Source organism: Ruminococcus sp. AF31-8BH (assembly GCF_003460605.1).
In the GTDB taxonomy this organism is placed as follows: Bacteria; Bacillota; Clostridia; order Lachnospirales; family Lachnospiraceae; genus Blautia_A; species Blautia_A acetigignens.
Genome location: NZ_QTVN01000007.1, coordinates 17,243 through 39,137, shown reverse-complemented (window position 1 = coordinate 39,137; position 21,895 = coordinate 17,243). Strand labels below are relative to the sequence as shown.

Sequence of the window (21,895 nt, the reverse complement as noted above, 5' to 3'; positions counted from 1 at the left end):
GTTTTGATTACACATATGGAAGTGTGATTGTACGAATACGTATCAGAAAAAATGTAAGAAACAGCAGGCTATTATGAACCGTTCGCAAAAAAAGGATTTAACAAGCGAGAATCCATTTTGGTGTCTGCTGAAATTTGCGGCTCCTGTTATTATCGGAAATCTATTCCAGCTGTTTTACACGCTGGCAGATTCTGTGATTGTGGGAAAAACACTTGGCACGAATTCACTTGCAGCAGTTGGTTCCACCAGTATTATTATTTACTTTGTGGTATGCGAAAAAGCATTGCAGCATCTGCTGTCTTAAGTATTTTCTTCTCTGTTTTGCTGACTTTGATCTGCTGCCTGCTGGCGCACCAGCTTATAACCATTATGAAAATACCGGAAGACATTTCCAAAGAGGCCTATGACTATATGTTTGTTGTTCTTCTTGGAACCAGTGCAACCGTCTTTTATAACCTGATTTCCAATATGCTTCGTGCCCTGGGAGACAGCAATATGCCTCTGTATTTTCTGGTGTTTTCTTCTATATTGAATATTTTTTTAGATCTGCTTTTTATTGTTCCGTTCCATATGGGCATTGCAGGTGCAGCCTGGGCTACTGTTATTTCCCAGCTCCTTTCCGCATTCTTCTGTCTGCTGGTCGGGCTGAAAAAATATCAGGTTTTGCATATCAGCCGACAGAATTTCGACCAGCTGAAAAGTCCGCTTTTTTCCCATTTAAAAATTGGATTTCAGATGGGATTTCAAATGTCTGTTATGTGTATCGGGCAGCTTGCCATGCAGGCAGTTGTCAATTCCCTGGGAACTTATGCAGTTGCAGGATACACAGCTGCCTCCAAAGCAGACCAGGTATCCGTGCTTGTAAATAATGCCATGATCGCTGCAATTTCTGCTTATGTATCACAAAATTTTGGTGCTGGCAATAAGAAACGGATTCGTCTGGGCGTGCGTGCATGCCTGATACAGACAGAAGCCCTGAATCTGATCATGTGCCTTGGAATTCTTTTTCTGCGCCATCCTATTGTAGAGCTTTTTCTTTCCAATCCAACTGCAGAAATTTATTCCTACTCAGACCAGTACTTAACCTTTGTCGCTCCCTGTTACTTTCTTTTGGGATTACTGTCCATTTACCGGGCATCTGTACAAAGTATGGGAAATGGCTGGGCTCCATTTACTGCCTGTATGATCGAACTTGTTATGCGCATCGCAACAACACTGGGACTTTCTGCAGTTCTTGGATATTTCTCCGTCTGCATCGCCAGCCCCCTTGCATGGTTCGGAGCCTGCGCACTGCTGATTCCCTGCTACTACCGGATGATGAAAAAACAGGTTTGCTGAAAGTCAGCGTGTCAGGTCCTTCACCCATTTGTATTTCTGGAAATGATGGAGGACCCAGGGGAGCTTGCCCACCTCGTCGATGCAGGTGCAGGCGTATACTACCACAACGGGCCAGTGGAAGTAGTAGGTTCCGGCGGCTGCCAGGGGAATGGCCAAGCACCACATGCACACTGCCAGGCTGTACATATCAAACATGGTATCTCCTCCTGCGCCGAAGATTCCATTGATGGTCACATCATTGATGGCACGGCCGATCATATGGATATAAAATCCTGATTTCCAATGGAAATTACTGATTTCATGAATTTGTTTTCCTTTCTGATTGAATCAACAATGCCTGTATGGAATTTCTTTTCCAAATTCAAATACCTATCATAATGAAAACAGATACAGAGCATATCGGTTAACATGGCTACTTCAAGTATTACTCATAATTTTGTCGTATCCAATCCCAATAGCGTAAAACGTTTTGTTGCAGCAATTGACGAAGCTGATCATGACCGCACACCAAAGCAGACACTTCCCGGACGTCAATTAACAAACCCACAGGAGATTTTAGCCTTAATGTCAAAAAGGAAGAAACACAGTTTTACACCACAGTAGCTCACCTGATTGCCCAATTAGGTAATAACTATTCTCTTCCAAAAGAAAACGGATTCCTTGGAACACTCGAGTATCTACTTCCTTGTCCTTTCACACAAAAAAATAAACCTGCTGCCATCTGCAGATCTCTCCACAGACAACAACAGGTTTCCCCTGATGCATTTATTTACTTTACCATCCGTTCAATACTATCGGTCATACGGATTCCCACGCACCTTCTTTGTCTCTGATGCCTTCTCAATACTCTTTTCAGCTTCTTCCCTCGTTGCAAACAGCCTGTGAGCCTTCACCTGTATTCCGCCGCCCGTATCTGTAAAACGGACCAGAAACATCCTTCATCCGCACCAGAACCGGAAGCACCTGCCCCGCAGCAAATCTCCCAGATCTTCCAGAAGTTTAATATACCGGCTTTTATCCGGATCATTCAATAAAAGGACAGACCGGATTGCCTGTATTTTGCCAGTATTCGTCAATCTTATTCACCGCCTTGCTTTAATCGAATATATGTTCTATTATGATACCATATTCCTTACCGCACTTCAAGCAATCTTTCACTATAAAAAATATAAGAAAAGATTCTGACACACACCTTTCAGTGTGTGTGCACCGCTTATTTAACATTACCCTATCAATTATTTCACCAATTTATGAATTACTTTTAACAGTAATTCCACATCAACAGGCTTAGCAACATGTTCATCCATTCCTGCTGCTTTTGCTCTTATTCTGTCCTCCGTGAACGCATTTGCTGTCATTGCAATGATCGGTATTGTCTTTGCATCCTCTCTGTTCAGAGACCTGAGCATCTTTGTAGCTTCATAGCCATTCATTACCGGCATCATAATGTCCATAAGAATGACATCAAATTCACCAGGTTCACTATTTCTGAACAGCTCAACAGCTTCCTGACCATCCCAGGCTTTTGTCACGTCAGCCCCTTCATTCTGAAGCACAAATTCAGCGATTTCCATATTCAGCTCATTATCTTCCGCCAGGAGAATATGCAATCCCTTTATAGATTTTTCGGATACATCCTTCCGTTCTTCACGTTTATCCGCATCCGGATCTATTTTAAATGGAACCCGGATCACAAATGTCGTCCCTACGCCTTTTTCACTTTCAAAAGTAATGGTACCACCCATTTTCTCGACCAGTTTCTTTGTAATCGGCATTCCCAGTCCGGTTCCGGCAAACTTTGTGCGGCTTCCCGTATGTTCCTGTGCAAATGGTTCAAACACACATTTCTGGAACTCCTCAGTCATTCCGATTCCTGTATCCCGGCAGACAAATTCCATTGTCGTCATTTCTGGCTGTTCGGACGGAATTTCAATGCAGCTGATATAGATATGTCCGTTTTCTCTGTTATATTTCACCGCATTGGACAGAATATTCATCATCACACGTTTCACATATCCCGGACTTCCAATAAGAGCACGGTGCGTGATTTCTTTCTTCTCCCATTTGATCCGAATATTCTGTTCTGCTGCCATCTGCTCGATCACAACAAATACTTCCCTGGAAATTTTGCTCAGATTAAATGGAATCTCTTCCAGAACGATTTCACCTGACTCAAGCTTACTCATGTCCAGAACATCATTTACCAGTTCCAGCAGCAGATTGGATGCCTCTTTCACCTTTGTTCTGTATTCTGTCTGCTTTTCTATATCATCTGCATAATGATCTGCCATATTTACCATGCCACAGATTCCATTGATTGGAGTCCGGATATCATGACTCATTCGCTGTAGAAGCTCTGTTTTTGTCTCATTGGCGGCTTCTGCCTTTTTTGCAGCTATTAATAGTTCTGCTTTATATTTTTCATCTTTTTCCTGTTCCAGTTTCTGATGTGCCCTCTTGGTTCTGTATGTCCAGAACCAGAATATACTGAACATCAGGAAATAAAGAAAAATGACACCTGCTACACTTAATGGAAGATCATGAAACACTTCCGTATCCGGAAGATATGCATAAATATAATAATCCCGCTGTTTCAGCATGATTCCGTAACATCCGCTTCCTTCATTCTTCAAGTGATAAATGTGCTGACTGTCTGTATGCTTTTTCATTGCCTGAACAACTTCGTTGTCAGCCGTATTCTGCCCCAACAGGCTCTCATCGTTGCTGGCAACAACGATTCCCTCGTCTGCAACAATAATCGTTCCATCTTTCTGAGTACTATAGCCATTTAAAAGCCCCTGTATCGTCAGCGTATAGTTTCTGGCAAATTCAGGAGGTGTATGATAGTAGATTGCCACAATACCCGGTGCATCTTTTCTGGCACAGGCTGCAATATCAATATGTGATCCGTCTTCCCTGTTAAACCGTTCTGAATAGCTTCTTTCTTCATATCCGGCAAAATCCATGATAATGTCTTTTTGCAGATACTCTGTAATCTCATTAGCCAGAGACTCATCCGTGCTGTATTCACAGTCCGTCTTTCCTTCTGCATCCAGTACAATGATACCATCCACCCAGAGAGTCTGCAGGTTTTCCTTCAGGAAATCCCGACTTAGCTGACCGCCGTTTTCTATTTCCATATCGATATTCGTACTCATCTGTCTGGCACTTTCAATTGAACGGAGAAGACTTTTGGATTCCGAAGATTCATTATAATGGGTGTAGGTGGAACACTGCACTTTGACATAATTTACAATCTCTACCATTCTTTTCTCTGCTTCCGCTTTCTCCGCATGAAAGAAATAAAACAGAGAGACTGCTGCCACACAGATTCCAAACAGACCACCGAGCAGCTGGATTCGTTTTTCTTTTTTCTTTCTCTTAATATCCAAGATCATCCACCTCCAGATACTTCTGGGGATCATCCAGATATTTTTCAATAATTTTCAGGGATGTGCCATCCTGACGCATTTCTTCCAGAGTCCGGCTCATCTGCTCACAGATTCCTCTGTCATCCTCTTTTGCAAAAGCAACACCTATTCCGGTGATCATCAAGGGTTCTTCCAGGATACGAAAGCTTGCGTCATAATCCTTCATATACTGAACAACAGATTCCTCATGTGCGGCGACTGCATCTACATATCCTTTTCCCAGAAATGTATAGATCAGTTCCCTGTGTCCCAGGCTGATCAGATTGCCCAGCTTTGGGATCCTCTCATCCGTCCGGTTCAGAAAGATGCCTTCCGGTTTGGTTGTGGACTGAACAGCCAGGTTCTTACCTTCCAGGTCACTCAGTTTATAAATATCACTATTCTCATTCACAGCGACTACCTGCCGGCTTGCTATATATGGTCCCGCCCAGCGGTAATCGTCAAGGCGTCCTTCCATAGAAAAGCAGCCCATGATACAGTCAATCTCTCCGCTCTCCACCAGTTCTTTTTTCTTCTCCCAGTTGATCTGGACAACCTCCACCTGATATCCCATTCTTTTAAAAGCTTCCGTAGCCAGTTCTACATCGATTCCCGTCGGTACACCATCCTCATTCAGATAATTGTATGGTGGATAGTTGTCGCTGCCGAGGGTAATAACAGGCTTTTCGGTTTCTTCCTTCGTGTTATCTGTGTTTTTACACCCTGCCAGGGTGACTGCTAAAATTCCCGCAAGCAGTATGCCTGCGATCACTCTTTTTCCTTTCATTTTCTGTCTATCCCTAACTATCCTTTTCGATTCTTTTATGTCCGGTTACTTTCCATTTGTCACTGTTCCGTGACCTGCGGTTCGGTGCCCCCCCCCGCCGGATTTTATACTTCTGATTGTCTTTTCCAGTACCTTCATCTCAACCGGTTTTGAAACATGTGCATTCATACCGGCTGCCAGAGAATGCTGAATATCCTCTGAAAATGCATTGGCAGTCATGGCAATGATCGGAATCGTCTTATTGATTGTTTCCAGTTTTGCGTTATTTTCTCTTTCAACTTCAATTGCTTCACTTTGTTTTTTTCTAAGCACTATTACGATAGCTGTAATTGCACAAACTGCCGCAACAACTGCAAACAGAATGATAAAGCACATGAATTGTACCTGGACATAATCCCATTTTGTGCCCATAACATCTTCCAGATTTAAAAACATCTGATGGGTCACTTCATCCATCTGATTCAGCCGTTTTTCATAAATAAGCTTTTTTATTCGTACAGCCCGTAAGACATAACAGCACAGTTACAACAGATACACCAAATATTTTTTTCAATTTCATAATTTTCCTTTCATCTTCTGTTGATAAGTCATTCCGCAAAAAAGCACTGTCAAACAGACAGTGCATCTCATTTCATGCAACTGGCTGCCATTTTACAGGCCCTGTAGCTTTGCGTCCCAGATTTTCATCTGGTTTGCCGATTTCCTTATTATGGCTTTTAAACTTATGCAAAAAATTGGTTTTATTATACTCTAATGTTCTACTATACACAAGATAAACATTACCGTTTTAACGTTCGAAAATAAAAAAAGAACAGCCGATACATATACTCGAACTGTTCTTCTACTTTTCTTACATACGTCTGAACAACCTCAGCTCCGTCTCTGTCACCTGTATAGGTAACCGAAGCTTTGATTCCATCCCACTTTCATCCTTATTCAGCATTCTTTCTTTTCTTATATCCTCTGATTACCAGTACTTCCATTCCTGCCATGAAAAGTGCTATTACAATGTCGATACCAATTCCTGCTTTTTTCCAGTTTTCCATACCTGTTTCTTCATGTTCTCCATCATAAGCCCAGCTGCTTACAACTGTATACATGACATTTTTGCAGGCATTCCTCATCTGAAGTACAGATGTTGGATGCTCCGGATTGGCTACATTGTTCTCTTCTCCGTTGAATGTGGACAACATTGCATCTACTCCATTCGCCAAAGCTGCATCTGCATTCATAAATCCATGACCATTGTTTCGGAAGAAGTCTGTAAGCGCCATTCCCCTGAATCCCCATTCATCTCTGAGAACTGTATTCATAAGGTTACTGCTTTCTCCAGTCCATTTATCTCCAAGGAAGCTCCAGGAAACCATAACCGCATTTGCGCCACCCTGTTTTACAGAAATTTCAAATGGTTTCAGATAGATTTCCCGGATTGCCTGCTCATTTGACCAGACACTTACCATCTTTGCATTTCCCTCATACAGAGCAAAATGTTTGATATAAGAATAAACTCCATATTTTCTTGCTCCTTCTACTGCTTTTGCTCCCATATTTCCTGCAAGAACTCCATCTTCTGAAAAGTATTCATAGTTTCTTGCTCCAAATGCAGTTCTATGAGTATTCATACCTGGTGCATACCAGCCCTCTGCACCCATTTCCTGACTGATCTTGCCCATGTATTCACCCCAGGCCTGTGCAAGTTCCTTATTCCATGTGGAAGCAACCACAACTTCAATTGGAAATCCAATAGAACCAACTCCTGTAAAGTTGTTATTAATTGCTGCTGGTCCATCGAAATCAAGTGTAGCCACTTTTCCCACAGAATCCATGGCTGCTGTCTGATAACCAGCCATTGCAATCATATTTGTCATTTCGTCAACAGTAAGCTGATCCAGAAGTTTTTCCCAACGAGGATCGTCATAATCAGCATCACGCATATCAGCTAATGTAAGTCCATTATCTGCTCCCGTTGTCGGCATTACATCCTCATCATTGAGGTATGTAGTCTTATCAAAGTTGCTGTTCAGATGATATTCAGAAACATATGGCTCACCCAGCTCTGCAGATGCCGGTGCTGCTGTAGCCTCTTCATAATTTGCAAAATGATCTGCTCGTGATAAATATGTCACATCGCCTTTTGCATCTTCAAATACATTTGTTGCTGCAGTATCATCTGATGCTCTTTTATTTTCTCCCTTATATACTACATCTTTATCTGCAGTATAAGTTTTCTGATCCAGCACAGTATGTGAATCGCTGTTGATAGAAATCACATAATCGCCTTTTTCAAGAACATATGCTTTTGCAGTATTCTCATCATAAGAGGCCATATCTTCTATACTGAATGTAGCTGTAACAATCTGAGATTCTCCCGGCTGAAGCAGATCTGTTTTTGCAAACTCGATCAGATTTGCAGATGCTTTCTCAATTCCGCCATTTGTATATGGCGGTTTATAATACACTTCTACTACATCTTTTCCGGCAACATCTCCGGTGTTGGTTACTTCTACATCTACAGAAATCTGTCCGTCTTTTTCCTCCAGTTCACCCATTTTCTGTTCAAATTCCGTGTAACTCAGACCATATCCAAATGGATACTGTACAGTCTTATCGTAATCAATCGCACCTTCCTGTGCAGCTGTTTCATAGTACTTGTATCCTACATAAATGCCTTCCACATAATTGGTAAATGCCGGAGCATACACCTGCGCAGTTCCTGCGTTCATTCCTTCAACGGCCATATCTGCCAGATTTGTATACTCCGTTTTTTCTGCATTATTCCACCACGGAGCAGTTGTCATATCATAAATAAATGTATCCGGTGTTTTTCCGGAAGGATTGACTTCACCTGAAAATACTTTACCAAGTGCATTAAATCCCACATTTCCCGTTCCGGGGCACCATACAACAGATTTAATCTGAGGATATTCATCTGCGAAACCAAGTTCAAACTGATTTGCTCCATTATAAATCACAATCACATTATCAAAGTTTGAGCAAACCATATCCACCATATCTCTCTCAGTTTGTGAAAGCTGTAAATAATGCTCTCCCTCAGGAAAATCATCATATTCATCTGAATTATTATCATATGCTGCTTTTCTTACATCCATAGGAATATCATTATGACCTTCACCTGCTTTTCTGGAAAGAACCACAGCTGCCACATCAGAATATTCTTTCGCGCTTTTAATAAGCTCATCACTGTAAGTATCTACAGGTGGCTCCGGTAATGTCCAGCTCTGTTTCTGGATAGACATTTCCGGATTATCTGCACCATAATTGTTATAAAAATCAACCAGTTCCTGGTTAATAGAAAATCCGGCATTTTCAAGTCCCTGATTCAGACTGACAATATCATACAGATCATTAATACCACCGGAACCAGCTCCTCCGTAAGCCGGATTAATAGATTCCCAGCCAAAAATATTCAGTTTTTTTGTTTCATTTAAAGGAAGCAGGCTTTCATTCTTCAGAAGAACAATTCCGTCTTCCATAATTTTTTCTGCCACTTCCGCAGCTTCTTCATTTGTTTCATCGCTTAAAGTTCCATTTCCCGTTGCCAGTCCAATCAACGTAGCCATTGGTCCAAAACAGATCATATTCACGCAGACAACGACTGCAAGAGCCATTGCAATCGCAGCTTCTCCCCTTATCAGAAATCTTTTTCCCCTGGACATTCTGCGGCATGCGATCATAATTACGATTCCAATTACAAGTGCAGCAATAATACCGATAATATACGGTTTGCATAATTGTAATACTGCCAGAACATCTTCCATTTCAACACTGATCATTCTCTTTTTTCCTCCATTTCGCATTAAATAGAAAGTAGAAATTCTGTTAAGTTTTCAATAGCATCTGGTTTTTCTGATAGTTCTTTTCCTATCAGTCCCTCTCCCATAATACTAGGATCCGCACTAAGAGATACAGCGACTCGACTTGAATTCCATACAGATTCATACATCATTTCCTGATTCTCTTTTGTTACTTTATTGAGAACGTAATAAAATGGTTTTCGAATACTTTCCGATAATTCCCCGATTTTTTTGGAAAGCTGTAGGGATTCATAGGATGGATCTATGATTATCAATATCAAATCTACACCGTTATCAATTCCACGTCCAAAGTGTTCAACACCAGCCTCCATATCCATTAGCGCAAATTGATCTTCTGTAAGCCTAAGATTTTGGATAAATTGAGTCATAACAGTTCCCATAGCACAAGAACACCCTTCATTTGCTTGATGAATTTTTCCACTGGTCATCAGTTTTACACCGTCCTTCAGACTATAATAATCTTCCGGTATATCATTTATAGTCCAGGTTTCTTCAAAAAACTGATGAGTAAATTTTGATAACATCATGTCATTTAAAACATTTTGCTTACCACCGAAATAGTCTGTAAAATCTCTGGGAAGCTTCATACCTAGCTGTCGGTGCAGACCATAATTAGATTCATCGGAATCAATTACCAAAATTTCTTTTCCTCGTCTGGCTAAAGCCTTAGCCAAAAGACTGGTTACTGTACTTTTTCCACATCCACCTTTTCCAGTTACAGCAATTTTCATTTGTTCTCTCCTTAAATGCTTCTTACTCCACTTCCTCCAGTTCTGTTCCTTCCGGAAGAATATATCCGCAGTTATCACATACTCCGTCCTCTGCAAGTATCCCGTCTTTCACAAAGGCTTCAATGCCTCCCGGTTCATGACAGCGTGGACAATCTAATTCCCGTATCTTTTTCTGATTTCTTACATCCTGGCAATTGGCAAATTCAATTTTACCCATAGTGATTCCTCCATTTTCATTCCATATCAATTTGTCTTCGCAAAAAAGTTCCTACCATACGGGAAAAATTGCTGATATTACGAATATAGGCAAAGTCTTTTCCATAGATTCTCTTTTCCACGGAGAGCTCTTCTTCATTCCCTACAAAAATACCAATCACGAAAATTCCCTGATTTCTGGCCCGACGCACCTCATATGCAGTATCTTTCACAGCTCCTTCTCCGTCATAGATCTTGGGCTGGCGGGTTCCTGGTCGTTGTATGCTCATATCACAGGGTTTTCCATCACTTAATACGATTAAAATCTTATTTTTTTCCGGTCGCTCCATAAGAGAGGAACAGACTGTTTTCAGTGCAATCCCATCTCTGTTATTGGCGTATGCCCGAAATTGAAAGATTCTTTCATTTGTTTCCCTTGGATCTTCATAATCCCGAAATCTCTGAAGTACTGTATATCCCCAGAAAGCACAGTATCCTGTCACCCGATGAGGAATTCCTGCCTGGCTTAATGCTTCACTGATAATATATCCCTGCGCCGCTACCTGAGCCTGTCTGCCAGCTTGAGAACCACTGGAATCAATCAGGACGTCTATTACAAACTCTGAATCTTCTGATCTCTTTTTTCTATTAAATAACTTGTCATCGTCTGTTCTTCCAATTTTCCATAACCTCTCAGGAACAAGCTGCCCTGCATCAGATCTGCTGACAAAATCATCCTTTCGGATTATAAATGCCCGTTTCAGTGACTCTGCCAACATAGAAATATTTCTTTTGATGATCCAGTGATTATTTCCATAATAGGCTTTATTTTTTTCAAACTGCAGCTGAGAAAAACGGTATTGATTATTTTTTATCACAGGGTTCTGTAAAATTCCATCTGTAAGATACAGGATACAGTTTTTGTGGATTCCTGTACAAAATTTCCGATTGACTCTGGCCTGCTCCGATTCACTTAGATACGATTTTCCGTAATTCAGTTCCACATATTCCCGTATCCGTCGCACTGCCTGTGGATTTATATTCTCCGAGCTTTCCGGAACTTCTTCATTTTCCGGAGAGAAATAAAATCTTTTTTTCTTTTTGTTTCTGATATCCAGACTTATCATCTTTTTTTTGAGATTAGAAAGATATTTTTGAATGATGTCTTCCATCTGTTCATCTGTCATGCATTCCTGCCACGCGTCATTGGCCAATGCCATATCCGGTAAATTCAAAATTTTCTCCAGATTTCCATTCCTTTTTTCAAAAGATGGATCCAGAACATGATTATAAATCTCATCTATCACGTTTATGACATCTTCCGTATTTTCCGCATCCTTCAGAGAAAGAATCTTGTACAATGCAATCTTTGCCTGTGGATCCATTCCCTTATCGTCTGTGTTCTCCAGAACATGCCTTATATACAGAAGCCTGATCCTGTGAATCAGGTCTGTTCCAGCTTTGTCTGATACCTGCTCTTCCTCGGCTTTTTCCAATTCTCTGAACGCCTGTTCTCTGATTTCCTTTGTTCCCAAACGTTCTCGAATGATAAAACAATTCACTGCAGCATCCATGCATAATCCAGCAAGAGGCAAAAGCATATCTTCTCCAGCAGAAAAATGTAATTTTTTCATCAAATACATGCCAAGTTTCTTCTGATCAAAATATCGTGCAAAGGCCCCCTGCTTCACTGCCTCATATAGAACCGTTTGTTTTGAATAAACATATTTTTCTGTGTCCGGTTCAAATTCCATATCATAATCACCACTGACCGTCCAAAAAAGATTTCTGATACGATTGCTGATCTCCAGACGATGTTCTTCCAGTTGTTCCGCCGGCCATCTGACATCCTCCATACAAGTTTACCCCCATATGTCTTTTACGGTCCAGGAAGATGGGATTCTGGTAGAAACCACATCTTCTATGATCTCTTTTTCAAATACATCAAAACTTTTATTTATGATCCCCATCTGGATTGCTTCAATTGGAGAAAGTCCGCTTCTTGTTGCTTTTACAGCAGAAACCAATCCTCTCAGGTCAAGAGATTTTGTTGAAATTTCTCCATGATAAGCTTTGATCTGCAAATCCAGAAACAGTCCTGCAAAAGCTTTCAGTGCACTTTTTTCCCCATCTGGAAAATGTTGTCTTAATACAAAAAGGACACTATCCTCATCCATTTCAGGCATATCAATTACCATAAACCTTGAAACCAAAGCTTCATTTAGCTCTCTGGTACCTGCGTAACCATAATTCATCGTGCCGATAAATCGTGTTGCCGGATGAAGTAAAATCCTGTTATATCCTGGAATATCGATTCTGCGCCGATGATCCAGTGTGGCATGCAGTACAGAAACTGCATCATTTTTTGCCATATTGATTTCGTCCAGGATTCCAAATCCTCCAAATTCCGCGCATTGGTAGATGGGACCTTTCCGAAGGCGAACCTCATTATTTATAAAGGTATCCGTTCCAATCAGATCGGCACTGTCTGTATTTACATGAAAAGAAATGTCGTATTCCGGTCTTCCGAATATCCATGCCAGTGTCTCACATAGTACATTTTTCCCTGTAGCTTTCGCACCGGAAAGTAACAAGTTATCTCCCTGAAGAAGCGCTGCTATTGACATTTCCAGAATCTTTTTCCCATAAAATAGGATATCCGGTTTTTCTACCCGTTCCTTTACCTGATTCTCTACCTCATAACACATGTGAAAATCTCTCAGTTCTCCAATCAGTTCCTGCGCTATCTTCTGGTCTTTTAAATATTTTTCTATTTCTGTCCAATGATTTCTCATGAAGATTTTCCTTTCTTTGCAATTGGTTATACCAAATCAGATAATATTTCTGTTTACTCAATCTTCAAACTTTCAATCCTCCAACTCACAATCCTAACTTCTTTACAATTTCTCCCAGTGCACTTCTGACCGGAGAATCTTTCGGAAGCTGTATGATCGGCTTTCCATCACAGTCATACTGATAAACCTGGTTATCATGAGGCACCACTCCTAGCAGCTCCAGTCCCTGATTCCGGATTTCTTCCAGAGTTCCGGCATCCAGTTTTCCATCCGGAACACGATTCACGATTAATCCAGTTTTCTGTGGTTTAAAGTTTAACTCCTTCATCAGCTTTGCAATACGTCCGGCTGCCTGAACACCTCTTCTGGAACAGTCACTTACAAGAATGGCAACTTCCATCATTGGCAGGATTCCTCTGCTGATATGTTCCATACCTGCTTCGTTATCAACCACAATATATGGATAATGGCTTTGCAGTTTCTGAACCTGGGTCTGCACAAGACCATTTACAAAACAATAGCAGCCCTGTCCCTGGGTTCGTCCCATTACCATCAAATCATAATCGTCTTCTTCTGCAATCGCATCAGAAAGACGCATTTCCAGATATGCCTGTTTTGTCATACCGGAGGGAATCTGATATCGTGGGTCTACGCCTGCCCGCTCAATTTCTTCTCTCAGCTCCCCAAGTGTAATCTCCGGCTCAACACCGAGCACTTCGTTCAAATTTGCATTTGCATCTGCATCCACCGCCAGGACCGGACGTTTTCCGCTTTCACATAAATACTGGATCAACAATCCACAAAGAGTTGTTTTTCCTACGCCACCTTTTCCTGATACTGCAATTACATGTCCCATGTTTTTCCTCCTAAAATTCTGAACAATCTGTTGACTTTTTCTTTAAACCTCATTATAGTTGTTACTATATAAATTACAATAATCAGTCTATGAGATTTGTATGGTTACTCAACACATCAGGAAAATTGTTGAGGAATCATATGATACCAAATAATACAGGAGTATATAATGTCAGAAAAAACGAAAAAACAAGATCGCCGTACCCGCTATACCAAGCAAACCATAAAAGATACGTTCTTAGAATTGTTAAAGCAGAAAAGTTTTACGAAAATTACAGTTACAGAGATCTGCAAAAATGCTGAAATCAACCGTGGCACTTTTTATCTTCATTACTACGATATCCATGATGTATTATCAGATATTTTTAATGATATGACTCAGGATATGTTAACAACGGTAGATCATTTATTCTGTCTAAATCAAAAAAGCTGTTCCTATCCGTTCTGTCAGAAAATACAGATGGAATCACAATACAGAGCACTGTTTCTGGATGATGCAATTGCCCCCATTCTTCTGGAAAAAATAGCAGAAAATACAAAAGAAGGCTATGTGACCTGGCTTATGTCACACAGCCTCCTAACCTTTGAACAGGCAGAATCGGTTTTTTATTTTCAAATGAATGGCTGCCTTTCCATCAACAGACTAATGCTCCGCAATCACTGTAATGACTGGAAACAGATTCAGACAACAATTGACAAATTTATCAAAGCCGGACTGGAAAGTTTTCTGATTCATGATCAGAGGGAAGAAAATGCTTCCGATAATTTTTGTAGCAAAATTTCTCCGACTGTTACTGCATCTTCTACACTCAGATAATGATCGGCATGATCTTGAAGAAATAGTTTTCCCGATGCAGGAAATTCTTCATCCGCAAACCATATCTTTAAAGTTACCGGATATCTTGGCAGAACTGGAAAAACAGCACACAGATCCGCCTTTGTCTCTGTGAATTCTGCACCCAGGTTTTTACATGCTTTCTGAATTTTCTCAGGATCTTTATCCTGCAAAAGCTTTTCCAGTTTCTGCTCTGCAGTCCGGTCAAACTTGGTTCCTCGAATCAATCCATCTTTCAGGTTACCAAAAGTAATGAGCTTCTGTGAACCTTCTGTTCCATCGGCCATATCCAGATAATGCAGCAATGTCAGATAATGCCATTCATCCATATTTGAGTTAATACGAAACTCAGGGAGTTGAATTTCAATCGTTTCATAAAAACTCAGTACTTCAAGCACATTTCGGCTGCTATGAAAAACAGCTCCACTTTTTGCAGCAAGATCCTCTCCGGAACGATTTTGCAGCCGTTTTACTGCTGCCTGCAACATTTCCTGAAATGCACGATTTTCTGTTTGATTTTTGTATTCCATAAGCTCTCCTTTGTAAATATTTCATCGCATCATATAATAATCAATGTTTATGCAAGGATTTTGGTGGTTTCATAAATATGTTTACGATCAGCATATGATACAATCCTCCGTAAGTTTCATTCCTGTGTTGACTTTTCCTTTAAATTTTATTATAGTTGTAATTATATTATTTACAATCATCAAAATAAAAAATATGTACAAGTTCCCAACACATTGAAAAGAACTGTTGAGAACTTGAGATGTTTTTAACAAGCCAGAAATATTTTGTCTCAAAAATGTGAAAGCAAAATCATTATATTATACTACAAGGAGTTTCTTATCATGAAATATTCAACGAAATTAAGTGATACTGTCCATGTGATGGTTCTGATTGCTATCAACCAGGAAAAATCTCTCTCCAGTGCCTCAATTGCAGAAAGTGTCCATACAAATCCCGGCTTTGTGCGCCAGCTTATGTTAAAACTAAAAAAAGCCGGACTTATGACCAGTGTAGCCGGACATGCCCGTCCTTCTCTTTCAAAGCCAGCAGACCAGATTACATTGCTGGATATTTATAAAGCAGTTGAGGGCAAGAAACCTCTGCTTCATTTAGATACTCATACCAACCCTGATTGCGGCATTGGCATTAATATTCAGTTGTCTTTGCAGGGATTCTATGATGAAATCCAAAAAACTGCTGAAGGAAAAATGAATACGATTACTTTACATGATATCATAAATACCTATTATCAGCGAACATCCATGCAAAATAATTTGCAAAACATTATATGACAGGAGAAATAAGCAGGAAACATTTTGTGATAATTTTGGAAAACTCACTCCAAGAGTTCTCCTGTATCACTTGCTGCATACTCCCTTCAGATTTGACTAATAGATTTTCAGATAAAAAGAAAAAGCCGCTGACACGTTATCTTCTAACGCATCAACAGCTTCTATCCTGCTTTAATTCAGTGTATTATTCGGTTTTGTAAAGGTTTATTTGCTTTCAGCATTCTCCCTGATACGGTAATAATCATCCATATCAATGCCTATTTTTACCTTGGCATCTGGTTTTCGTTTGTCAAAAGGCAACATGTCTCCACGGTGCTTTCGTTGTCCCAACAAAGTTCCTGTGTCTCCCTGTCTCCAAAATACACCGGGAAACGGAACTTTATGTGCTTCAGGAATCTGCCATCTGGCTGCTCCTGCTCATAAATGTCCACCTGTTCTACAAAACTGTTAAGAAATTCTTTCTTCTCCAGGTCGGTGAACTTATCATATAGTTTATCAAAATATAAAAGGAATTGATAGACGTTTTCTTCTGATATTTTCTGTTGCCGGATATTCAGCAGGCGGTTCTTGACTTCTTCTATACTGTTCTCCACGCCTTCAATCTCATCATACAAACGGTATAACCTTGTCTCCATATCCTGATATTTCTTCTCATAAAATTTATCCATGATATCCAGACTGTCCATCTGCTGTCCAAGTCTTGCCTTTGCTCCGGTCAACTGCCTGTGCTGCTTTTCCAATCCTTCAATCTCTTTTTCTATTTCTTCTGTATCTATTCTTGAACCGATTTTATTCAGTATTGCTTCCTCAAACTTTGGATTCTTCACCAGCTTCCGAATAACTTCTTCTACTGCATTGTTAATCTTCTCCTCACTCCATTGTTTACGATATCCACATTTATGACCATCTACCAGGCGACGATGTTTGCAGGCATAATAGAAATAATCCTTATATAAAGTTCCGTCTTTCTTTTTCTTTCGATTCACGTTTCCATACATACCGCTTCCACATAACGGGCATCTCAATATTCCAGATAAAATATGCTCATGATCGAGACTATGTGTCTTTTCATATTTCACACCTGTTTTTTCTCGTTTTTGATGAGCCAGCTCCCAGTCTGTTTCTGAAATAATCCCTTCATGGATGCCATCATGCAGCATATAATTTTCCTGTTTTACAATGCGATATTCATTTCTTGTTCCAGAAACTTTCTCGTTCTTCCTTCGTCCATAAGCCAGTTTTCCACAGTATACCGGATTATCCAGAACACCTTTTATAAAGGAAGTGGCAAATGCGTCCAGTGTATTATTCTGTCGTTTTTTCTTTTTATATCCATGCTGGTTCAGCCATGCAGCAATCGCAGCGATTCCCATATTGGTATGAATAAATTTGTCATAAATCAGGCGAATAATTTCTGCTTCGTCCTCTGCAATCTCCAATTCTCCATTTACCAATTCATAACCATATGGGGCAAATCCACCGTTCCATTTCCCTTCTCTGGCTTTCTGCTTACGTCCTTCCCTTGTCTGAACAAGAATATTTTCTCGTTCAATCTCTGCCACCGCAGATAGAACAGAAATCATCAGCTTTCCACTATCTTTTGAGCTGTCAATTCCATCTTCTACACAGATCAGATTCACTCCAAAATCCTGCATCCTCTGCAAAGAGTTTAATACATCTGCCGCATTACGACCGAATCTGGAAAGCTTGAACACCAGTACAAACTGTACCTCATCTGTTCCATTCTCAATATTATCCAACATTCTCTGAAATTCCGGTCTGCCCTCTACGCTTTTTCCAGACTTATCTTCATCGGAATACTCATTTACGATTTCCATGTTCTGAAATTCCGCATATCTTTTGAGTTTTTCATTCTGAACATCCAGACTATAGCCATCTACCTGCATGGTTGTAGACACTCTGGTATATATATCGCATTTAATCTTCTTATTCTTCATAATCTTCCTCGCAATATAGCTCCGTTTTTTGTCCCAACTTTATTTTAGTACTTGTTCCAACTATTTTCAATACTTCTTTTTATTTTTTATTGACATATTTTCGTTACAACCATATAATAATGATAGAGACAGGATTTCTGTCATCGAAAATATTGTTCGCCCACCGTTGGCGGCTTATAAGTGATCGGCTCGAAAATATTGTTCGCTCACCGGAAGCGTCTAATAAATGTCCGGCTCGAAAATTTCGGTCCTGCCGCATGGCAGGGCTTATTTTATAGATGATGAACATGATATACCAAGAAGGATACGTTTACCATATTAAAGATGAATACTTTGAAAAAGTACGTGATTCCAACTTAATGCAGAACAAAGAAGGTGGTACATACCGTCCTACTTTTTACTGTCTGCGTGACAATAAAACTTCTCTGTTATGGATGGTTCCACTCAGTTCTCGTGTAGAAAAGTTTAAAGCAATACACGATAAACAGGTGACTAAATACGGAAAGTGCCTAACGATTGTTTTAGGTGAATTTGATGGAAAAGAAGCTGCTTTTCTTCTCCAGAATATGTTTCCAATCAGAGATTATTATCTTGACCATATACATACTCGAAATAATAATCCGGTTCCTGTTAAGCATTCCATTCACAAGGAAGTAACAACACGTATGAAAAAAATTCGTCAACTTCATTCCAGAGGAAAAAAAGTGGTATTTCCAGATATTGACCGACTTGAGCAGATTATGCTTGCAGAAGTAAAAGATAACGCAGCCGAATAATTTCACAAAAAAGCGACAGTCTGATTTACATTTTGTATTTCAGGAAACTGCCGCTTCTTTTTCTTCTTTATCCTGTTTTTCTTCCTCCAACTCACGGAGGACTTCATCGCCGTACTTATCGATCATCCGTACCAGAAAATCAATGCACCGCTCAAATTTAATATTCTGTTGCATAAGCTCCTCCCGTCATTGTTTTGACCTGAGCTTATTTTACAGAACATACCCTCAAACAGCATTGAATCGAAATTGACTCCAAATTGAGAAAAACACTAATAAAACATATTTCATTTTCTTGAATCGAATGTATGTTCATGGTATGATATCTTTATTCAAGAAAACTTATTCACCAGTTATATTTTACGGAAAGGAGGAAATGCCCATTGGATCGATGTGATTTTAGTTCTATTATGACAATTTTACGAAGCTACGTGCGGGAAAACAATCAGTTGAATCAGTCTGAATTTTTATATGAAGTATTTGATGACTTTCTTTCCAGTCCGGAAGGTGCAGATTTTTCTTTTGATAATGGACTTGTATGCCGTTGGATGAGCGGACAGGCAAAAGTCAGTCCCAAACTTATCAACTACTATTCTGCCAAAAGTTCTCAGCTAAAACTTTCAGATACTCTGGAACATATGATTCTACCTATGATGTTTGACCCGGATAAGGCTTTATCTGATGTATATCTGCTTTGGAATGGAACGTACCTTTATCAAGCGTGATACAAAGAATCAAAAGCTTCTTGCCGGAGACTCCTTGTCTCCTGTTGTTCTTGGCTATATTGCTGACAGTGAAGTCCCAAAACCCTGCCGGCATTTTGTTGGCAGAAAATCCGAAATAGAAAATCTTCATGAATGTCTGGAAAACAATTCCAAAGTATTTCTTTATGGCATACCAGGCATTGGAAAAAGTGAATTGGCTAAAGCATATGCCAGAAAGCATAAAAAATATTATACCAACATCCTTTATATTGAATACACCGGAGATCTGCACCAGTCTATCACCAGCTCAATTATTAAGAAAATTACAGGAAGAAAAAACAGCGTTAGAAAGTGAAGACGACATTCGGATTATTAAAGACGGTCAAAGTAGTAAAGCAAGAATTTTTGCAAAATGGATGCATCTATCAAATTTGAATGAAATCAATAATCTGATAGAAACTGGCTTTATCCAGACTAATACTCGCCACACTATTTCCCTGCATCCGATGATTCAGGAAATTGCCCTTTCAGAGACAAAGCCATCTGTAAGTAGCTGCCACACATTACTGGATTCTTTACAGCAAATATGTTTAATGCATGGAATTGAGGTTGATTATTACAAGAAGCAGTTTCAGATAATAGGAAATATCATAGAATTGATTCAAAAGGATGACATGCCAAAATATCTGCTTTTTCTGGAAAATTCTTTTCCATATATGCAAAAATATGATTATCAGAAAGGCATGAAAGCACTACTTCAGGAATTGAAATGTCTTTTAAAATCAAAAGATATTGGCACTGATTCCTTCCTTTTGCAATGTCTTCTTTAAAAATTTACCATGCATATCGTTTCCAACTTTTTCAATAAAAGATGTATGATACCCAAAGTGGCTTGCAACGGTTAGAAGATTTGCCGGAGCACCGCCGGGATTCTGTTCGAACAATTTTCTCCCATCCTGACTGTGTCCTGCTTCCGTAAAATCGATCAGCAATTCTCCCAATGCCACGATATCAACTTTTTCTTCCATTTTTCAGTTCCTCCACAATCTCGTTGTAACGTTTTTTATTTAACCGGTAGAAAAACAATACAACCGCAGTCACAATCCAAAGTGCACCTGGAATCGTCGTAAACGCATGTTTCATAATTGAAAGTACAGTTGTATTTTGTGTCTGATTTGCAATATAACCATATTTTCCAAGTAATCCTGCTAAAAGTGCTGTTCCAACTGCCATTCCGATTTTATTTCCAAGTGAAATAAATGCATACTGAAAACCGTCATTTCTAAGTCCGGTTTTCCACTCCCCATATTCCACGCAGTCTGGAATAATTGCATAGATTGCTGTATTAAATCCAGAGAAGAAAAACTGTGTCAGACCAGATAAAGCATAAAAAATGGCTGGTGATTCTTTGGCATTAAAGAAAAACATAGTCAGCATGGAAATTCCTGTAAATAAAGCAAAGAGAGAGGCTGTTCTTCCTTTGTTATTCAGCTTGCGGAATACTGGTTGAAAACAGGCTGCCCCTATGATAGAAGGAATAATGATGCACATCGAATAAGTTGTGTAGTAGGAGGCATTCCCTTCCACATATGTAAAATAATACAGAATATCTGCGTTTCTACCATATAATGTAAATCCAAATAATATCTGTCCTACCAATGCAAGAAGATATGGTCTGTTCTGCATGACTGCTTTCAACTGAACCTTTACAGAAATTTTTTCTTTTTCCGGAGTAATCACTGCCTCTTTCGTCTTCGCAAAGCAGAAGAAATGACAGGCTGTAAAAATACATCCATATATGACCGCAACCGTCAAATATCCTGTCTTTGCACTGTGACTGCCGAATTTGCTGATCAGCGGAACTGTGATAATATTTAACACACCAATTGCAATCATCGCTGCAACCGAACGGGATGTATTTATTTTTGCACGTTCATCAATATCCTGTGTCATAGCACCACACAAGGTTCCATATGGAATATTCACACAGGTATACCCCAAAACCAGCAGACAGTATGTAATTACCATATAAATAATCTTTCCATTCTGCGGCCAGTCAGGTCTTGCCCAGAATGTCATGACAAGAAGAATCGCTGTAATTGGTGCCGCTACTAACAGCCATGGACGGTACCGTCCCCATCTCGATTTTGTTTTATCCGTAAGTCCCCCGACGATTGGATCATTGATTGCATCCCAGAATCTTGAAAAAAGCATAAGTGCTGACACCGCCGCCATACTGATTCCGAACACGTCTGTATAAAATATCATCAGAAAATTACTGACGAACATCCAGCTGAAATTACATCCAACATCACCAAACCCATATGCGATCTTACTGATCAGCGGTACTTTTCCATTTTTGTTTTCGCTTCCCATA

24 protein-coding genes and 1 riboswitch are annotated in these 21,895 nt (G+C 39.8%); of the genes, 8 read left to right on the top strand and 16 right to left on the bottom strand.

Features of this window, described 5'->3' with window-relative positions; translation table 11 throughout:
- Nucleotides 1-73 precede the first annotated feature (73 nt).
- Nucleotides 74-304, top strand: a complete 231-nt coding sequence (locus DWZ38_RS22775; RefSeq protein WP_021926724.1) for an MATE family efflux transporter — start codon at nt 74-76, stop codon at nt 302-304.
- Nucleotides 271-1,338 (top strand): MATE family efflux transporter, encoded by a 1,068-nt coding sequence (locus DWZ38_RS10020; protein WP_243000228.1) that lies wholly within the window; start codon nt 271-273, stop codon nt 1,336-1,338. The genes DWZ38_RS22775 and DWZ38_RS10020 overlap by 34 nt, the downstream gene beginning before the upstream one ends.
- Nucleotides 1,339-1,341: 3 nt before the next feature.
- Here DWZ38_RS10020 and DWZ38_RS10015 read toward each other — a convergent pair whose 3' ends face one another.
- Nucleotides 1,342-1,596, bottom strand: a complete 255-nt coding sequence (locus tag DWZ38_RS10015) for a putative efflux protein, MATE family (protein WP_021926722.1) — start codon at nt 1,594-1,596, stop codon at nt 1,342-1,344.
- Nucleotides 1,597-1,746: 150 nt separating this feature from the next.
- Here DWZ38_RS10015 and DWZ38_RS22475 point away from each other — a divergent pair, with 150 nt between their 5' ends.
- A complete protein-coding gene (locus tag DWZ38_RS22475) occupies nt 1,747-1,941 on the top strand; it encodes a hypothetical protein (RefSeq protein WP_117852348.1) in 195 nt (64 codons plus the stop codon).
- 188 nt (nt 1,942-2,129) lie between these two features.
- Here DWZ38_RS22475 and DWZ38_RS22230 read toward each other — a convergent pair whose 3' ends face one another.
- The 10 genes from DWZ38_RS22230 to DWZ38_RS09960 form a co-directional block, all read right to left on the bottom strand.
- Nucleotides 2,130-2,273 (bottom strand): hypothetical protein, encoded by a 144-nt coding sequence (locus DWZ38_RS22230; protein ID WP_207661319.1) that lies wholly within the window; start codon nt 2,271-2,273, stop codon nt 2,130-2,132.
- A gap of 300 nt (nt 2,274-2,573) precedes the next feature.
- Nucleotides 2,574-4,736 (bottom strand): ATP-binding protein, encoded by a 2,163-nt coding sequence (locus tag DWZ38_RS10000; protein WP_117852346.1) that lies wholly within the window; start codon nt 4,734-4,736, stop codon nt 2,574-2,576.
- Nucleotides 4,720-5,535, bottom strand: coding sequence for an ABC transporter substrate-binding protein (locus DWZ38_RS09995; protein WP_117852343.1), 816 nt, complete (start codon nt 5,533-5,535; stop codon nt 4,720-4,722). Before DWZ38_RS09995 ends, DWZ38_RS10000 begins: the two co-directional genes overlap by 17 nt.
- A 45-nt stretch (nt 5,536-5,580) precedes the next feature.
- A complete protein-coding gene (locus tag DWZ38_RS23465) occupies nt 5,581-5,991 on the bottom strand; it encodes a hypothetical protein (RefSeq protein WP_347519379.1) in 411 nt (136 codons plus the stop codon).
- A gap of 175 nt (nt 5,992-6,166) precedes the next feature.
- A riboswitch (cyclic di-GMP riboswitch) is annotated at nt 6,167-6,242 on the bottom strand.
- Nucleotides 6,243-6,467: 225 nt separating this feature from the next.
- Nucleotides 6,468-9,329, bottom strand: a complete 2,862-nt coding sequence (locus DWZ38_RS09985) for a glycoside hydrolase family 3 N-terminal domain-containing protein (RefSeq protein ID WP_117852340.1) — start codon at nt 9,327-9,329, stop codon at nt 6,468-6,470.
- Between the two features lie 23 nt (nt 9,330-9,352).
- On the bottom strand, nt 9,353-10,102 hold the full coding sequence (locus tag DWZ38_RS09980; protein WP_117852337.1) for a P-loop NTPase: 750 nt from the start codon (nt 10,100-10,102) through the stop codon (nt 9,353-9,355).
- 22 nt (nt 10,103-10,124) lie between these two features.
- Nucleotides 10,125-10,319 carry a hypothetical protein gene (locus DWZ38_RS09975; protein WP_117448277.1) on the bottom strand — a complete coding sequence of 65 codons (195 nt, stop codon included), beginning with the start codon at nt 10,317-10,319 and terminating at the stop codon, nt 10,125-10,127.
- Between the two features lie 16 nt (nt 10,320-10,335).
- Complete coding sequence (locus tag DWZ38_RS09970) at nt 10,336-12,153, bottom strand: nitric oxide reductase activation protein (protein ID WP_117852332.1); 1,818 nt, start codon at nt 12,151-12,153, stop codon at nt 10,336-10,338.
- Nucleotides 12,154-12,159: 6 nt separating this feature from the next.
- Nucleotides 12,160-13,092, bottom strand: coding sequence for a MoxR family ATPase (locus tag DWZ38_RS09965; RefSeq protein WP_117852328.1), 933 nt, complete (start codon nt 13,090-13,092; stop codon nt 12,160-12,162).
- Between the two features lie 85 nt (nt 13,093-13,177).
- On the bottom strand, nt 13,178-13,948 hold the full coding sequence (locus DWZ38_RS09960) for an AAA family ATPase (protein ID WP_117852323.1): 771 nt from the start codon (nt 13,946-13,948) through the stop codon (nt 13,178-13,180).
- A gap of 168 nt (nt 13,949-14,116) precedes the next feature.
- On the opposite strand from DWZ38_RS09960, the gene DWZ38_RS09955 reads away from it, so the two are divergent.
- A complete protein-coding gene (locus tag DWZ38_RS09955) occupies nt 14,117-14,764 on the top strand; it encodes a TetR/AcrR family transcriptional regulator (protein WP_117852320.1) in 648 nt (215 codons plus the stop codon).
- Here the strand turns inward: DWZ38_RS09955 and DWZ38_RS09950 are convergent.
- On the bottom strand, nt 14,686-15,312 hold the full coding sequence (locus tag DWZ38_RS09950; protein WP_117852316.1) for a DUF3786 domain-containing protein: 627 nt from the start codon (nt 15,310-15,312) through the stop codon (nt 14,686-14,688). The genes DWZ38_RS09955 and DWZ38_RS09950 overlap by 79 nt on opposite strands.
- 321 nt (nt 15,313-15,633) lie before the next feature.
- Between DWZ38_RS09950 and DWZ38_RS09945 the strand changes: the two genes are divergently transcribed.
- Nucleotides 15,634-16,083, top strand: a complete 450-nt coding sequence (locus DWZ38_RS09945; protein WP_117852312.1) for an Rrf2 family transcriptional regulator — start codon at nt 15,634-15,636, stop codon at nt 16,081-16,083.
- A 263-nt stretch (nt 16,084-16,346) separates the two neighbouring features.
- Here the strand turns inward: DWZ38_RS09945 and DWZ38_RS09940 are convergent, their stop codons facing one another.
- Nucleotides 16,347-18,041 (bottom strand): recombinase family protein, encoded by a 1,695-nt coding sequence (locus DWZ38_RS09940; protein ID WP_117852308.1) that lies wholly within the window; start codon nt 18,039-18,041, stop codon nt 16,347-16,349.
- A 278-nt stretch (nt 18,042-18,319) separates the two neighbouring features.
- Here DWZ38_RS09940 and DWZ38_RS09935 point away from each other — a divergent pair, with 278 nt between their 5' ends.
- Nucleotides 18,320-18,817 carry a hypothetical protein gene (locus tag DWZ38_RS09935; RefSeq protein WP_243000227.1) on the top strand — a complete coding sequence of 166 codons (498 nt, stop codon included), beginning with the start codon at nt 18,320-18,322 and terminating at the stop codon, nt 18,815-18,817.
- Nucleotides 18,818-18,856: 39 nt separating this feature from the next.
- Here DWZ38_RS09935 and DWZ38_RS23115 read toward each other — a convergent pair whose 3' ends face one another.
- Nucleotides 18,857-18,991 (bottom strand): hypothetical protein, encoded by a 135-nt coding sequence (locus DWZ38_RS23115; RefSeq protein ID WP_262579252.1) that lies wholly within the window; start codon nt 18,989-18,991, stop codon nt 18,857-18,859.
- Between the two features lie 206 nt (nt 18,992-19,197).
- Between DWZ38_RS23115 and DWZ38_RS22770 the strand changes: the two genes are divergently transcribed.
- Both DWZ38_RS22770 and DWZ38_RS22765 read left to right on the top strand, forming a co-directional pair.
- Complete coding sequence (locus DWZ38_RS22770; RefSeq protein ID WP_243000226.1) at nt 19,198-19,539, top strand: hypothetical protein; 342 nt, start codon at nt 19,198-19,200, stop codon at nt 19,537-19,539.
- A gap of 128 nt (nt 19,540-19,667) precedes the next feature.
- Nucleotides 19,668-20,348, top strand: coding sequence for a hypothetical protein (locus DWZ38_RS22765; protein ID WP_243000225.1), 681 nt, complete (start codon nt 19,668-19,670; stop codon nt 20,346-20,348).
- Here DWZ38_RS22765 and DWZ38_RS09925 read toward each other — a convergent pair.
- Nucleotides 20,301-20,546: a PfkB family carbohydrate kinase gene (locus DWZ38_RS09925; RefSeq protein WP_330600087.1), complete on the bottom strand. Its 246-nt coding sequence runs from the start codon at nt 20,544-20,546 to the stop codon at nt 20,301-20,303. The two genes, DWZ38_RS22765 and DWZ38_RS09925, sit on opposite strands and share 48 nt — an antisense overlap.
- Nucleotides 20,530-21,894 (bottom strand): MFS transporter, encoded by a 1,365-nt coding sequence (locus DWZ38_RS09920; protein WP_117852304.1) that lies wholly within the window; start codon nt 21,892-21,894, stop codon nt 20,530-20,532. The genes DWZ38_RS09925 and DWZ38_RS09920 overlap by 17 nt, the downstream gene beginning before the upstream one ends.
- Nucleotide 21,895: the final 1 nt, after the last annotated feature.